Source organism: Dyadobacter soli (genome assembly GCF_900101885.1).
In the GTDB taxonomy this organism is placed as follows: domain Bacteria; phylum Bacteroidota; class Bacteroidia; order Cytophagales; family Spirosomataceae; genus Dyadobacter; species Dyadobacter soli.
Window position 1 is genome coordinate 241,083 of record NZ_FNAN01000006.1, and the last position, 14,469, is coordinate 255,551.

Here is a 14,469-nt window from a genome sequence, read left to right on the forward strand (position 1 = left end):
TTGACTTAATTCAATGTGATGAGCGAACCCTGAATGACCGTTGTACCATTGCTTTTGAGTTCCGTGGCGGCGTCGCCTTCTAGGGTAAGCGTTGCTCCCGAGACTTTGGCGGTGGCCGTACCTTCGGCTTCCAGTTCGGTACCGGCTTTGATTTTCGTGTCGGTACCACTTTCGATTTTAATGCTCTGATCGGCCTTTATCGAGATTTCGCTGGCATGGAGATCAAATTTTCCACCGGCACTGACGGTAATATCTTCGGTTGCCTCAATGGTAATTTCTTTGGATTTGACTTCAAAAAGTCCGTTTTCGACATGCAGCCGGATCTTGCCGTCGTCTTTGAATGCGAATTCCAGAAACGTGTCTGTTTTCTCCCGGTTACTGATCTGAATTTTGGCGTCGCCGTCCTCGTCGATGAACACAACCATATTACCCGAGCGCGTCGCGATGACTTTGAAATCGTTGTTGTCGGAGGTGTAACTGATGTCTTCTTCCGGTTTGGGATAAAGGCAGGTCATTACAAACGGGTTTTCAGCCAGGTTACCTTCATATCCCACCATTACCATCGCTCCTACCTCGGGAACGAAGTTGACGCCGCGACCGGTAGCATTATGCATCGTTCCTACCCGCATCCATATCGACTCCTGGTCCTGCTGGCGGCTTTGGCTCCAAAAAAACTTCACACGCACGCGCCCGAGGCTTTCGCTGTCGTCGTTGGCAATCACTTCGGCTTGTTCGGTTTCGCCCAGCGGGTTGCGTACATAAGGATTGTTAGGCGGATGCTGCGCCGATTCGGGCACGGCATTAAAGCTATTCTGATAACTCCCCGCCGTATTCACCTCATGCCGGATATGCACGACGCGGTATTTGCCAAAATTCTCTTCATATGCTTCGCCGCGCTCGTTCAATCGGTGTCCTTTTACGGCCAGCACCGTGCCGACGCTCATGGTAGGCGTTTCGCCCGAGCCCCTGAAATCGACCATGGAGGTAACCCTGGCCGAGCGCTCCATTTTAGTCAGCTCGTCGATCTCGCCTTGACCACCCACGATTTCAGGCGATGGTAACAGGGAAGTTTGGGCAAAAAGGCTGTCCGACTGTTCCAATGCAAACTCGCTGAGCGACGTCAGCCCATCCACATTCTGGCTGGACGACTGCCCGGTGAATGCTTCGGGAATGGTGTAATTGTATCCTTCGAAGCTGAATGCGGCCGGTTGCAGCTGCAATGCCACATCGAAGTTTTGCAAACCATCCACCAGAAAATCGACCTCCTCCGAGCTATTATCGCCGAGTACGAGCTCGCGGCCATTGTAATAAAACCACTCGCAGCACCGGTCGGCTACCCGGCAGAGAAATTTGTAATTGCTCTCATTGTATTGGGTAAAAGGCACTTGCCGGCCGCCATTTTCAGGATTGAGCTGTTTTCGGAGCAAATTTTGCGGGTAGGGTTGAAGTACCGTATTGAAAATGTCCTGAACCGTCCCACGCAGGAACGACCGTCGCTGCACGGAATCTTCCAAAACGATGGTCGGGCTGTATCCTTTCAGTACGAATGCGCTGCTCATGTCGCTCAGGCTCCGGAGGCGTATCTCGGTCACAATGCCTTGAAATACGAAGTCGAAAGAATCGGAGCCGAGGCGCGGGCTGAACGAGAAAGTGATTTTCTTGCCCATTACCGCGCGGTGCGAACGGTTGAAAAAATGCTCGCCCTCGTCTTCCAGCTGATCGAACGGTACCAGCATTTCGAACCAGTGATGTGCGAACAAATCCTGCTCAATCACCAGCCCAAGGTGCCGGGTAATCTCGACGCCGCCTTCGATTTCAATGCTCGTATTAACCTGTCGTGCCATTTAACTGCTTATTTCAACCTGTCCGATTTTGACTTTCTTGGGTAAAATCACCAGTTCGTAAACCAGCGTGACGCTGCTGTCGCTTATGAAATAGAACTTCCCGCGGTGCTGGGGCAGGTATCCCTTGACGTCGGGCACATGGGCCAGCTGGTGCCCGCGTACGGTCGATTGCTTCGCCCGGAACGATTCCTTGAAACCGACGCAATAGGCTTCTTCAAACTCCATTTTGCGTAAAATCTGAGAATCGTTGTCGTATTTGAACTCGACTTTCCCGCTCAGCTGCCGGTCGTTTTTGAATGCCCAATCGTAGAGCAATGCAAAATCGTCGTCCTGTGTGGGTGCGATCGTCATACGGATCAGGCGCGCCTTGGGTGAATCCGTCGGGCTACCCCGCTCGTCGGCATTCCGGTTGCAGCCATACGCTATTTTCCGGACTGTAAACTCCTTTCCGTCGAGGGTAAGGTGCGCTTCTACGCCGATGCTCGCGTCCTGGTCCGCCATAACCTAGAAATTTTCGAGTTTAGCTTCATTGATTTCCACACTCCCCGCCGTCACCGTAATGCAGGTGATGAAATTTTGCCGCCGGCGGGAAAGCGTAACATCGAGGTCGTCCTCACCGTCGTCGAACATTTCCACGAATTCAATGCAAATAGCCTCTTTGAAACTCAGTGTTTTGAAAGAACCTTTCTCGCCAAACTGCTCCACCGTGAGGTCGTATTTCTGCGATGGCTTATTGGCCCATTCCACCAAAAAATCGTCGAGCACCATTTCCAGCTCCATGTACAAATGCGCCCACTGGATCGGCGACGTAATGGACATCGCGTCGTCCACCGTCTGATGCAGCTCGAACTGCATGAACATGACGCTGTACTCGTGATCGCCGTCGATTTTCAGGGTGCTGCTGAATGCCATCGTTTGTGAATTGAGAGTTTAAGGTCGATGAGTTCATGAGTAAGAGTGTTTGACTCATAAGCTCTTAACTCATGAACTCCACGTTACTGTTGCGCATACTCAGCCGCCCAGGCCGCGGCGTCCAGATCGTCACCTTTTTGTCCGGTCAGCGCGATCATGAAGTTTTTCGCAGGGAAATAGGGCACCATATGGATGTCGAGGTATACTTTGTCCTTCTGGTTCTTATCCTGCTCGAAACGCATTACGCTGAACTTCTCGATGAGCTTGCCGGGGCCGGTGACGCTGTCGAGGAACTTGATGATCTGCTTTTTCAGGTCGTTTTTGGTGTTGTAATCGAAGTTTTCGAACGCCCGGCGGTTCAGGAAGTCGATCAGTACTTTGGTGATGTAGTCGAAAACGCGGACTACCGAATAGGTCTGCAAACCAACGTTATCGCCATTGAACAGCGTTTTCGCAGAGAATGCCATTACCTTGCTGTATTCGTTCACCATCGGGATCAGCCCCATTTTTTCCAGGTCGGCGATCTCCGATTTTTTCAACGGGAACCGCACACCGTCCACTTCGCTGAGCGTACCGTGCTTTTTACCGGCAGCCACCTGCGACATCAGGGTTTTGTACACATTACCGGCCAATGCAGTCGATGGCGGGATGTAGAGATCGTCCTCTTCGCCGAGGTCGTCGTGTTTGGCGCGGCCTACCAGCCAGTTACAGGTCATCATTACATTCGATAAATGCGCCGCTCCGCCGGTAAGGTTCGCCGATTCGAAAAGCTCCATTACGTCTTCCGGTGCGTCGAGGTGCATGAAGTCGGTCAGCAGCATTGTTTTGTTCTTATGCGCCATTTTCGCCCATTTATCCACAACTTTGCCCGAACCCAGGTAACCCGGCACATTCAGGATCGAGTAGTTTTCGCGCAGGTCGAGGCGGTCGTATTTGGAAGCCAGTTCCTCACCGACGGCATCGATAAATGTGGTAACGTCCAGGTCTTGCAACTGATCCGCCGCCGCATTCAGGAATGTGACGTTTTTGACCTTATCCTGTTCCGTATTTTTGAAAAACATCGCCACCGAGCGGTACGATTGTTCCAAAGGGCGGATCTGCTCCACGGCTTTACCGAGGTTTTCTTTCAACAATTCAAATGCGGAATCCGCCTGTTTCTGACCGGCTTCGATCATGTCCGGCACGCTTTCGGCGCTGCTCAGCAGCTCCGACCACAGTTCCAGGCGCTTTTTCAGTTGCTGGCGCTCTTTCTTCTTGTCGGCTTCGGTAAGAAATATCTTTTTCCGGGCCTTTTTTTCCGGATTAATGTTCGCCGCGCCCTCTATAATCGTTTCCACGAGGTCGTAGCTGCCATATTTGGCGAGAAGCGGCAAGCCGGTTTCCAGCGGAACGGCTACGCGTTCTTTGAATGCTGGCGCGGAGGTGTCCTGGGTTGTTTTAGTATCGTCTGCCATGTTTGAATGAGTGAATGAGTGAATGTGCGAATGAGTGAATTTGGCATTGTGGAATGGCTTGCGAGCGAATTTTTTGACCTAATGACCTCCTGACCCAATGACTTACCGACTAGCAAGACATTCACTCATTCACTCATTGTCTCATTCACTCATTATCATCATCCCGCCTCCTCCAACTCATTAATAAGCGTCTGAAATACACCAAGGAGCGCCGCTTTCGCTTCCGGCTTTTCCAATGCGGCTTTGAGGATTTTGTTTACTTTCAAATGCCTCACTACCTGCTGGTAAGCTTCGTTACGTGCGTCGAGGTCTTGCAGGAATGCGCTTTGGGCTATGATTCCTTTTTTACCAAAATCCCCCAGGTTTTTAAAACGGAGGTTTTCATTGATAAAACTGCCGTCGGAAGTGATAAACTCTACCTCTGATTCCGGCTGGTAATGCGCGAAAACTTCTTCCGTGGTTTTGAGGTCGTAAACCATTTCGGGGCGCGGGGCCGGGTCGCCGGTGAGTTGCGTGGCGAAAAGCGTGCGGTTTTGGGGAATATCAGCAATCCCTTCACTGGACTGGTCGATCTTTCGTTCGTTACCGCCTATTCCGTAGTTGAACATAGTTGTATAGGATTAAGTAAAATACTGTTGTTGCTAACCGATCAAAACTGTGGGACAGCCCACTACAATGCTACCGCCGTGCGCGGTGGTGTCGCCGAGGCGCGCCGCGGGCTTTCCGCCGATCATCACCGATGTGGAACCCATTACTATCGAGTCGGGCGGGCCGGTGCAGACGCACATATCACCTGCACAAGCGGCCGGCTGCCCGCCTATGAGCACAGTGGGGGTGCCTGGGGGCAGCACGGGTCCGCCTACATGAGGCACAGGAGGCGTTCCGGGCGTAACCATCGGGCATACGTGCATATCGCCAATTCTAGCTGCTGGTTGTGGCATTGGGTTTAGAGTTTAAGGTTTGGAGTTTAGCGTTCATGGTGATCGGCGGTCGGCGGTCATCGGTCGGCGGTCAAACCTGGTAATGTTTCAATTCCGCGAAACGCATCCCATTACTGCGACAGCTGCTTCGCCCGTTTGAAATCGAAAATCGATGTGAGCGATACGCCGAGGCCAACCGCCGCGGCACCTACCGAAACGTAAATGCCTGGTTTGGCATAGCTGGTAAGGCCTTCCGGATTGTCGATCAGCTTCTTGTATTCTTTATAATCTTTATTCAACATGGAGTAGGTCACCGCACCGAATGCGAATGCAGCCACGCCGGCCCCAAGCTTGATCGCGCCCCATTTACGTGCATTGGCTGCGGCTTCGGCATTAGGTTTGTTGAGCTCTTTGAAAACCCTTTCCCCTTCCTTCGCATCCTCGGGTTTTGCCACCGGCGGACGGTCCGACGCCTTGCTTACCACCGGCTCTTTTTTACGTTGCAGCGAATCGTAAGTCGCCGAAGGTTTCGGGGTTACAGGCACCGATTTGGCACTTTCGGCAGAATTGAATGCGACGCGCGTCAGGAACACGATCCAGTCGTTACCCGACTTATCAGCGCGAAGCTCAGCAACGCGGGCTATGGGCGTGTACGGCGTATTGTCCTTGTTGCTTTTGCCTTTAAAATGTTGTGTATAAAAGACTTTCACAAACGGATACTTGTCCACTTTGACATCCGAAACCACGAGGTTGGTGAATTCAATGGTATTCGTTTCCGATTTGACATAAAAAAGGTCAAAGTTGCTCAGGTACTTTTCGATAGGCGTGTCGAGACCGGGGGCGCTGCCTTTGTGTTTCGGGTCGACATCGTCCTCCACGATCACACCGTCGTTGATAAATATCTGATCATTACTGGGCATGTAGCTGTTCATCATCAGGTAGCGGCGCTCGTAGTTGCTGAGGTCTTCATTGGCAATCGCATTGAGCAGGTCATTGAGGCCTTTGATCTTCTCGCGCGCCAGTACGCGTATCTCGTCCGCGTCCCTGCGTGAGAGTGCTTGCGCGTCCGCCTGCGAAACGGCGCCGATGACGGTTAGTAATAGCAAGGCCGCGCGCCATTTGAAACTGGTAAAGTTTTTCATTCCCGTTTTCATATTATCAATTGCTTTTGGAGTCTAAATCAATGATCTGCACCTCTACGCGCCGGTTCAGGCGCCGGTTTTCCTCGCTGTCGTTGGGGCGAACGGGAAACTTGCTTCCTACGCCCACCGCCGCTATCACGCCTTCGGGCACGCCTTTGCCGATGAGATACCGCGAGATTACCCGCACGCGGTATTCCGAGAGCGTGATGTTGAGCCCCGGATTGCCCACATTGTCGGTGTGGCCGGTAATGCGCAGTCCTTTGTTTTTATTTTCAAGAATGTAAATGGCCACCGAATCGAGGTAGGTGCGCGATTGCATCGGCAGTTTGTAGTCGCTTCTTGGGAAATAGAGGGTCTTGTCGGAAGCGGTAATACCTTTAAGCGCTGGCCTTTCCACATTTGCCACGGCTGCAACCGGCCGGGCGATGGGCTGCCCTTTGATGTTGATAACCTGCTGGTGGTTCAGTTTGATAATGTAAGTCCGCGGCTCTTCGTCGGTTTTGTCGAGGATGAGATTGCCGTTGTAACCCTGGTATCCGCCGGATTTGACTTCAATAGCCACAATGTCCTTTTCCGTGAAAACGATTTCAGCCCTTGGCCGGTCGGTCGTCAATGCAAAGCAGTCTTTTTTCTGTTTTTGGGTATAATAAAGACAAATCTCCGCCGCAAGCCGCTGATCCGACAATGCATCCCGAACTTCAATGCGCCGAACGATAGAGACTGCTTTCAGTGAATCTTTCAATTCAAAATGCTTCTGCTCCGACTGTGCGTAGGGTTCGTCGCTGGTTTGTTTGCCCAAAGGCATCATGGCTAATGAGATGGCAAACGTGCCTTCGGGCTTGCCGTCGACATTCACCGGAATGTGCAGCGTCTGAAATTGCGGACATTCGATCGTGAGCTCGGTGATCTGGCAGGGCATTTCCACTTTGAATGTGCCGAGACTGTCGGACTTACCAAGCCGCAGCTTGCCGTCGGATGTTTTGGCGGACAGGCTGGCTACGAGCGGCGTGGCGCCTGAAATATCGGTGATCTTGCCCGCCAGGTAACCACATTGCGCATACAGCGAAGTGGTTGCCGCCTGGAAGGCCGCCTGGAACAAAAGCAGGATGATGTATAGCCTGGTTTTCATTGTCCTTCGTTGGTTTCGACCCCTATATTTCCCAATAAAACCTCCCAGTTCACCGTATCCTTGCCGTCAATAGTCTTCTGATACGATTCGAGTTTTACGCGGATATTCTTGCGGGTAATATCCCCGTAGGCGACTTTTCCATTGGCCGAATACCCTTCAAAAACCTGCTGGCCGGCTATAATGCCGTAATAATTGCCATCCGCCTCCTGTTTCAGCTCGCTCACATATTTGACCTCGTTCCAGGTAATGTTGATTTTGGAATAAGGCAAAAGTTTCAACCGGTTGAGGTATTCTTTCACAGGATACTTTTTCACACCTTTGGGCGAGCTGACGGCCACTGTGGCCTGCGGTTCGAAAAGGCTCAGCGCCTGCTGTACCGCCTTGTTCTTTTCCTCTGATTTCAGACTTTTATCCCCGATAATGCGCAGGTAGGAGGTAAACTCATCCACCCGTCGAATGCCTTTGGCGCTGTACTCCTTGTATTCCGAGTCGGTCAGCACTGGTTTTGTCTGCTCTTTCGGCGGCGGCGGGACGTCTTTTTTAGCGACGGGTTGATTTGGCGTCTTGTCCGTTTCTTTTCTAACGATCTCGCGTTCCTTTTTCTCGATTTCTTTGTGTGCCAATGCCAGCAGCGGAGCTACATCCACCACATCCCGCAGGATTTCGTGCCGGCCGTCGCGGTAGATCACCGTCGCTACCTCCTCCTTGTTGATCGACGCCGCATTGCCTTCCATCGTCAGGTAGTTGATCACCTCGTCGCTTTCGTAGGAGATATTGCCGGTAATGACTGTCAGCGGGACGCTTTTGATGATGATGTCCTGGCTCACATTCCGCGGCGGTGCCTTGTAAAATGCCTCGATCTGCGTCTGGGCCTTGTTGGGGCTTTCGTTCAGCTCCGAAATCACCATGAATTGCCCGGCCGATCCGAATATGACGAGGAAACGCTTTCTGTGGTAAATCCGCGGAATGCCGTCCGAAGCGATCCATTCCAGTTTGCTGTCCATCGCACGGCTGAGCTTTGCCTGTACCGGGTTGCCGTTATCGAGCCAGATCCGGTCCTGGGCAAATGCCGGGATAGCGAGTAGCGTCATCAAAAGGGTATAGAGTTTCTTCATTGCCAAATCAATTATCGTACGTAATGAGGCTGATTGTGAGCTCATTGTCGGAGACCGTTTCCAGCCGCCATTTTCCCAGCCTTCCTTCCCCGGTTCTGAATGCGACCACCGTATTGGCCGACTGCGCATTGACCAGGTAGCCAACACCCGCCGTAGTCAAATCCTTGATAAGTGCCAGATTGAGATAGGTGATCTTTTCGAACTCGACAACACCGAGTGTTTTAAGTTCCAAATTGCCTATCGACTCCAATGACAGGGTTGTGCCGCGGCCCGTTATGCTGAATATATCAATGGCCACATCCGCTTTGGGATCACTCGCAACCACAATGTTGCCTTCGTCCAGATCATAGGCAAGTCCGGCGCGGTTGGATATTTTAACGGAGTTTCGAGTGACTTTTATGGGCGGGGACAATGTGGTTTTGACTTCCAGTACCTCGCTGTAAGCCATTCCACCGCCTTCATTCCGGGCATACAGCGCTACATAATAGCGTGTATCGGACGCAAGTCCTGTTATTTTTTTGTTCTGGATCAAAACCGGCGTTTGCGCAGGCTTTTCACCGAGTTTGAGAACCTTATCCTTCTGGACGTCCAGTGCTGCCGTTGTTCCGTAAACCAACCCGTATTCAAGTATACCCCCGCTTTTCTTTTCCTGCCGGTCGTTTTTACTGTCTGGATTGTTGATTGTGCCGCTCACGGTGATCTCCGTGCGTTGGATATCCACCAGTTCCAGCGCGGAGAGTGCCGGCGGAAGGGGATCGACGGGCGTAAAGAGGCTGCACGACTGCATTATTACAGTCGATACCAAAACCAGAGAGCAGATGAGCAACTTTTTCATGAGGTTTTCCTAATCAATTTCCTTACGGTAACGAGTATACGCTTACTGTTTGTCGTAGGTCAAAATGGTCACTTCCATATCGCCGCCACCTGCCGTGCCGGGTGTGCGATCTTCACCGTGGGCATTGATGAGCATCTTGCCATACCTGCCCTGGTTTGTTACAAATGCGATCACGGTACCATTTTCCAACTGATTTGCTTTTGTATCCGTGTAGCTTCCGTTGATGAAATTCGTCGAGAGATTCGCCCGGGCGAGATCGGCGTACTTCACCTGATCGAAATTTACTTTTCCCAAGACCGCAAACCGGGCCCCATTCTTCGGATAAATGCCTGCGATCGCATTGTAGGGATACCAGTTACAATCCTCCGAGCCCACTTGCGACACCAGTTCGCCCATATCCAGGTCATAAGGATTGGAATAATACATGGTAAATGACTTTTTAGGAGTAAAAACAGCAGGTTCTCCGAGCGAGAATCCCGTGGTAGCATCACTGTAAATGATCCCGCCCAAAGTAATGGCGTAGGCACGGGCATAATAAGTCGTTCCGGCAGCTAATCCGCCAACATTGACCGTGAAGCTGCCTTTGACCGCCTTCCCGTTGGCTGTCGCGCGGCTGTCTTTGGTCGTCGGCTCATTGTTGGTAGAGGAATAGCAAACCCCGAAAGAAGAAATTTCAGCATTGCCGAGCGACAAAACGTTGACGACAACATCGGCGGAAGCTTTGGAAGTAGTCGTAATCTTACCGATTGAAAGCTCGGCGAACACATAATCATCTGTTTTGAATGTCGCTACCGGTCCGTAACCCACTCCGCCGCCCTGATTTTTGGCATAGGTGCGCACATAGTAGGTGGTCAGCACGTCCAGGCGGTTTATTTCCCTTACAAATTCAAATGGGGTCGGAGGATTATCTTCTCCTACTTTGATCACCGTTCCGGCTTCGATCGTAGGCTGGTTTTGCGTGCCCCAGACAAAGCCATATTCGAGAATCTTACCGCTTTTCTTTTCCTGGCGGTCGTTTTTGGGGTCGAGATTATCGATTTTTCCTCTCACCGTCGCGCCGGATGTCCATACCTGCTCGACGCTCACTTCCGATGCTGCGGGCGTCAGCGGGTCCACGGGTGCGAACATGCTGCACGCTTCGACCAGGAAGGCAATGCACACGATAATGAGTAAACTGATTGACTTTTGCATGGCTTGTATCGCTTTATCCAGCGGATTTGGTCATTAATACTTTCAGGAGGCGGTTGTGGGAGCAGCCGGCCGCCAGTCATTGTCCCAATATTCGATCAGCTGCGGGCTTGCAACCCTTCCACGGAAGGTGACGGTGGTATCGTATTGCGTTTGCGGGATCAGATGGTTGCGCAGGCGCTGTATCCACGGGCGTGCGTGACGCGGCGTGAGGAGCCCGCCCATGCCCATCTGGTTTTCCCGCTCCGACAATGTCACACCATAATGGCGGTCGGTGTTACCCACGCCATTCACGTGATCCAGCCCGAGCGTATGCCCGAATTCGTGGTTAATGGTGGTTTGCAAAAAGGACACATTATGGGTTTCTGAACCAATGCGGGTAGGGCGGTCGTTCCAGTGCGATTCGAGGTCCTGGTGGGTAAATATGCCCGTCCGGCTGTTCTCAACCACAAAAGACCTGAATGTATCCTCCTGCGGATGAATGATCCGGTAGGTTTGATGTGCCCGTGCCGCAGTGTCGACCAGTTGAATCGACAGCCCGCATTGAATGGTAGCCGAATTGCGCGGCGAAGTGGTACGGGGAACATACCAGTCCTTGCTCGGGTCGAGGATGAATTTATCGCTCCAATGCCTTTGCACCACGTTCACAAAATCCCGTTTGTAATTCTCCCATTCGGTATCGCCCCACCTTTGGAGGTGAAAACGGCCGTAAGTGTCATGCAGAATGCCGTTGCCCGTGGCGTAAGTGTCGCCCATGAAAAAGCGGGTGGTCGGCTCGACGCGCACCAGATTCACTTTGAATTGCAGGATCATCCCGAACGTGGTATCGTCGATCGGAATAAGGCAGGAATCCCACTTCCTCGCATTTCTGAATAGATGAATGTGCATAATGTCTCGAATTTTGGATGAATAACTTCTCGCCTGGGAAGGTCAGGTAGTTGGCCGTGCCTGCGGACGGTAAAACCACATTTGTCCTGAAACAGTCACGCTTCCGCCGGTCATGGCACCTGTGCGCAGGTAGAGTCGGTTTTGTTGTACATTCTTACTGTTATTTACATTGCATTCATACACTTCTACGGTGCCGGAAGTGTCGACCGACATTACAATTGCCGTATGGTGTGGCCGGGACTCTGTCCGCCAGGCACCGTCCGAGGCGTCGAAACGGAAAGTGTAATTGCGAAACTGGATAATATCGCCTGCTTCGAGGTTGGCCGAGGTGATGGCAGTCCCCCAGACGTAATTATCATCCGGACCTACGTGGCCCATGATTTCAGTGGATGTTCTGGCGCCGGCACTTTGCAGTGCGCGTTCGGCCAGGGTCCAGCATTCTCCGTTTCCAACCTGACCTGCCAGGTTGGTTTGCGCAAATTGTGCGACTGCATTGCCAAGTACACTCATTGTCGATGTAGGAAGGTGTGGATAGTTTTAAAAAATGGGTGCTATTCTAATATGCTTTCAGGCTGTTGGACATTCCAGACGACTTCTCCATTGCTATCCGTGCTGAGATCGATCACCGAACCTTTTCCGGCCTGCCCGGAGATGATCATCCGGCTCACCGGCCGCCGGAGCAGGTTCCGGATGACACCTTTCAGCGGCCTTACGCCGTATCTTGGTGTGAAACCCTGCATCGCAATGCTTTTCCTGGCTTCGGGGGTGAGGTTAAGGCTGATGCCCTGTTTGTCGAGCAGATCCGTAAGGCTGCGCAAATGGATATCGAATATTTTAACCACATTATCCTCTGAAATAGGGGCAAACGGAACGATTTCGGTGAGCCTTGCGAGAAACTCCGGCCGGAAATATTTGGCCATAATTTCCATCAGGTCGGATGACTGCGGAACGCCGCCTTTAGCAAACTCCTGGATTATATGCTCCTGCCCGATGTTGGAAGTAAAGAGGATCACCGCATTGGAAAAATCACCTTCTTTACCCAGCCTGTCGTGCAGCTTGCCTTCGTCCAGGATTTGAAGGAAAAGGTCGAAAACAGAGGGGTGCGCCTTTTCTATTTCATCAAAAAGAACCACTGAATAGGGTTTTTGGCGGATTTTATTCACTAATAAACCGCCTTCCTCATAACCGACATATCCCGGAGGAGCACCGTAAAGTAATGCCGCCGAATGCTCTTCCTTGAATTCCGACATATCGAACCGGATCAGGAACGACTCGTCGTTGAACAGAAAGTCCGCTAGCGCCTTCGCGATTTCGGTTTTACCGGTTCCGGTTGGGCCGAGCAAGAAGAAGGAACCAATGGGCTGTCCGGCCTTGATGAGGCCCGAGCGCGATTCCAGAATGGCTTCGCTCAATGCTTTTACCGCCTGATCCTGGCCTACCACTCTTTTCTTTAACACTTCGTCGATACCCAGCAGCTTGTCGCGTTCGGAGCTTTGGAGCTTGCCGAGCGGAATGCCGGTTTTGTGGGAAATAATGGCGGCTATATCATTTTTACCGATCGAATCGGAACGTCGCGTAGCCAGGTCGCGCAATGCGGATAGTTTGGTATTTAATTGATTATGAATGCCCTCGGACGTTTCGAGATCGGTGTCGTCATTTGCGTCGAGCTGGCCGGTGAGTAGGGGGCTCAGCCGGTTAGGTAACTGCCGTGCGAACCATTTTAGCTCATGAAGCCGTTCCGCCTCGTCGATGGCCATTAGGGTGTCGAGATCTGTTTGTAATGTAATCAATTCACTTTCAGACACTTCATCCATTAATCGCATGGCTGCCATTGTGCGATCGAGCAGATCGAGGGCTACATCGGGCAGGCGCCGGTCTTTAACATACCGTTTCGCGAGTTTTACGGCCTCGGCGGCGGTGCCTTCGGAAACTTTCAGGCCATGGTGGGCTTCGTAAACCGGCAGCATATGCTCGATCATGCGCGTCGCGGTGGCTTCGTCGGGTTCTTCCACATGCAATACTTCGAACCGGCGCGAGAATGCTTCGTCTTTCTCGATGTATTTCCGGTACTCTTCCGGGGTAGTAGCACCTATTAATGTAAGCTCTCCGCGAGCCAGTTCCGGTTTAAGCAATTGGGCCACCCCTGCACCGATCGAGCCTTTGGGGTCGAGCAGCATATGAATCTCGTCGATGAATAGGATGGCTTTGTCAAATCCCTTCAATTCATTCAAAATACCTTTCAACCGCTCTTCGATTTCACCTTTGTACGACGCCCCGGCCACGAGTGCGCCGGTATCCAGTTCAAGTAAGCGGGCATTTTGCAGCAATTGCGGTACTTTTTTCTCTGCAATGAGTTTAGAAAAACCTTCCACCAATGCGGATTTGCCCACACCCGGTTCGCCTGTCAATATCACATTCGGCTTGCTTCTCCGGCCCAGTATTTCAGCCATCTGGCGGATCTCTCGGTCACGGCCAATAATGGGGTCGGTTTTGCCTTCGGCCGCCCGCTGCGTTTTATCGGAAGTGTATTTTTCCAGGTAGCCGGTGCCTTTTGGTGCTGCCGGTGTAGTTTGTTTGGTATTTTGATTTTCGCCATTACTTGCAACAGGCGGTGCATTATGAAGAGCTAATACTTCTTTTTGAGTAATAGGAAGGGATTTCAACTGGTCGGAAGAGAATCCCACTCCGGGTTTGAGTAAAGCGGCTAACGTGCAAAGCGGGTCAGTATCGATATTGAACTGCAATGCAATGAGGTCGGCCAGCTCCAAAGCGGCCGCTGCCTGGTTGTCGGGCTGAGCGAGCTCGGGTACCCGCACCGATTTGGGGCTTTCTTCCAGGCGTACCTCTGCCCAGTCGCGCAGGTACGGGAGGTCTTTCCCGGCAATCACGAGCTCGGAAGCTAGGCCCACATCGTTGTGCAGCAGGCCCATAAGCAGGTGCGCGGGGCCAAAACGCTCCTGCCGGTATTCGCGCGCCAGCGACTGTGCGATCGTAATCGCATATCTGAGTGCTTCGGTTTGCATGGAATGGATAAATAGGATG

General features: G+C 52.0%; 14 protein-coding genes. All 14 read right to left on the reverse strand.

Annotation, left to right across the window (positions count from 1 at the left end):
- Positions 1-5 precede the first annotated feature (5 nt).
- The 14 genes from BLQ88_RS11395 to BLQ88_RS11460 all read right to left on the reverse strand — a co-directional run bounded on the left by BLQ88_RS11395 (position 6) and on the right by BLQ88_RS11460 (position 14,450).
- The gene (locus BLQ88_RS11395; RefSeq protein ID WP_090149425.1) at positions 6-1,844 is read right to left on the reverse strand and encodes a type VI secretion system Vgr family protein; all 1,839 of its coding nucleotides are present in this window, start codon (positions 1,842-1,844) and stop codon (positions 6-8) included.
- Complete coding sequence (tssD, locus tag BLQ88_RS11400; RefSeq protein ID WP_090149428.1) at positions 1,845-2,345, reverse strand: type VI secretion system tube protein TssD; 501 nt, start codon at positions 2,343-2,345, stop codon at positions 1,845-1,847. It lies immediately after the preceding gene.
- 3 nt (positions 2,346-2,348) lie between these two features.
- The gene (gene tssD, locus BLQ88_RS11405; protein WP_090149430.1) at positions 2,349-2,756 is read right to left on the reverse strand and encodes a type VI secretion system tube protein TssD; all 408 of its coding nucleotides are present in this window, start codon (positions 2,754-2,756) and stop codon (positions 2,349-2,351) included.
- 83 nt (positions 2,757-2,839) lie between these two features.
- Positions 2,840-4,210: a DUF5458 family protein gene (locus tag BLQ88_RS11410; protein ID WP_090149434.1), complete on the reverse strand. Its 1,371-nt coding sequence runs from the start codon at positions 4,208-4,210 to the stop codon at positions 2,840-2,842.
- Positions 4,211-4,368: 158 nt separating this feature from the next.
- Complete coding sequence (locus tag BLQ88_RS11415; RefSeq protein WP_090149435.1) at positions 4,369-4,818, reverse strand: hypothetical protein; 450 nt, start codon at positions 4,816-4,818, stop codon at positions 4,369-4,371.
- A 33-nt stretch (positions 4,819-4,851) separates the two neighbouring features.
- The gene (locus tag BLQ88_RS11420) at positions 4,852-5,151 is read right to left on the reverse strand and encodes a PAAR domain-containing contractile injection system baseplate protein (RefSeq protein WP_090149438.1); all 300 of its coding nucleotides are present in this window, start codon (positions 5,149-5,151) and stop codon (positions 4,852-4,854) included.
- Positions 5,152-5,261: 110 nt separating this feature from the next.
- On the reverse strand, positions 5,262-6,272 hold the full coding sequence (locus tag BLQ88_RS11425) for a hypothetical protein (RefSeq protein ID WP_229212668.1): 1,011 nt from the start codon (positions 6,270-6,272) through the stop codon (positions 5,262-5,264).
- 16 nt (positions 6,273-6,288) lie between these two features.
- On the reverse strand, positions 6,289-7,401 hold the full coding sequence (locus tag BLQ88_RS11430) for an OmpA family protein (RefSeq protein ID WP_090149444.1): 1,113 nt from the start codon (positions 7,399-7,401) through the stop codon (positions 6,289-6,291).
- Positions 7,398-8,516 (reverse strand): hypothetical protein, encoded by a 1,119-nt coding sequence (locus tag BLQ88_RS11435; protein ID WP_229212669.1) that lies wholly within the window; start codon positions 8,514-8,516, stop codon positions 7,398-7,400. Before BLQ88_RS11435 ends, BLQ88_RS11430 begins: the two co-directional genes overlap by 4 nt.
- 7 nt (positions 8,517-8,523) lie before the next feature.
- Positions 8,524-9,351, reverse strand: a complete 828-nt coding sequence (locus BLQ88_RS11440; protein ID WP_090149446.1) for a fibronectin type III domain-containing protein — start codon at positions 9,349-9,351, stop codon at positions 8,524-8,526.
- A gap of 42 nt (positions 9,352-9,393) precedes the next feature.
- A complete protein-coding gene (locus tag BLQ88_RS11445) occupies positions 9,394-10,542 on the reverse strand; it encodes a hypothetical protein (RefSeq protein ID WP_090149448.1) in 1,149 nt (382 codons plus the stop codon).
- Between the two features lie 42 nt (positions 10,543-10,584).
- Complete coding sequence (locus tag BLQ88_RS11450) at positions 10,585-11,427, reverse strand: hypothetical protein (protein ID WP_090149452.1); 843 nt, start codon at positions 11,425-11,427, stop codon at positions 10,585-10,587.
- A 42-nt stretch (positions 11,428-11,469) separates the two neighbouring features.
- Positions 11,470-11,937 carry a hypothetical protein gene (locus BLQ88_RS11455; RefSeq protein WP_090149455.1) on the reverse strand — a complete coding sequence of 156 codons (468 nt, stop codon included), beginning with the start codon at positions 11,935-11,937 and terminating at the stop codon, positions 11,470-11,472.
- Between the two features lie 41 nt (positions 11,938-11,978).
- On the reverse strand, positions 11,979-14,450 hold the full coding sequence (locus BLQ88_RS11460; protein WP_090149456.1) for an ATP-dependent Clp protease ATP-binding subunit: 2,472 nt from the start codon (positions 14,448-14,450) through the stop codon (positions 11,979-11,981).
- Positions 14,451-14,469: the final 19 nt, after the last annotated feature.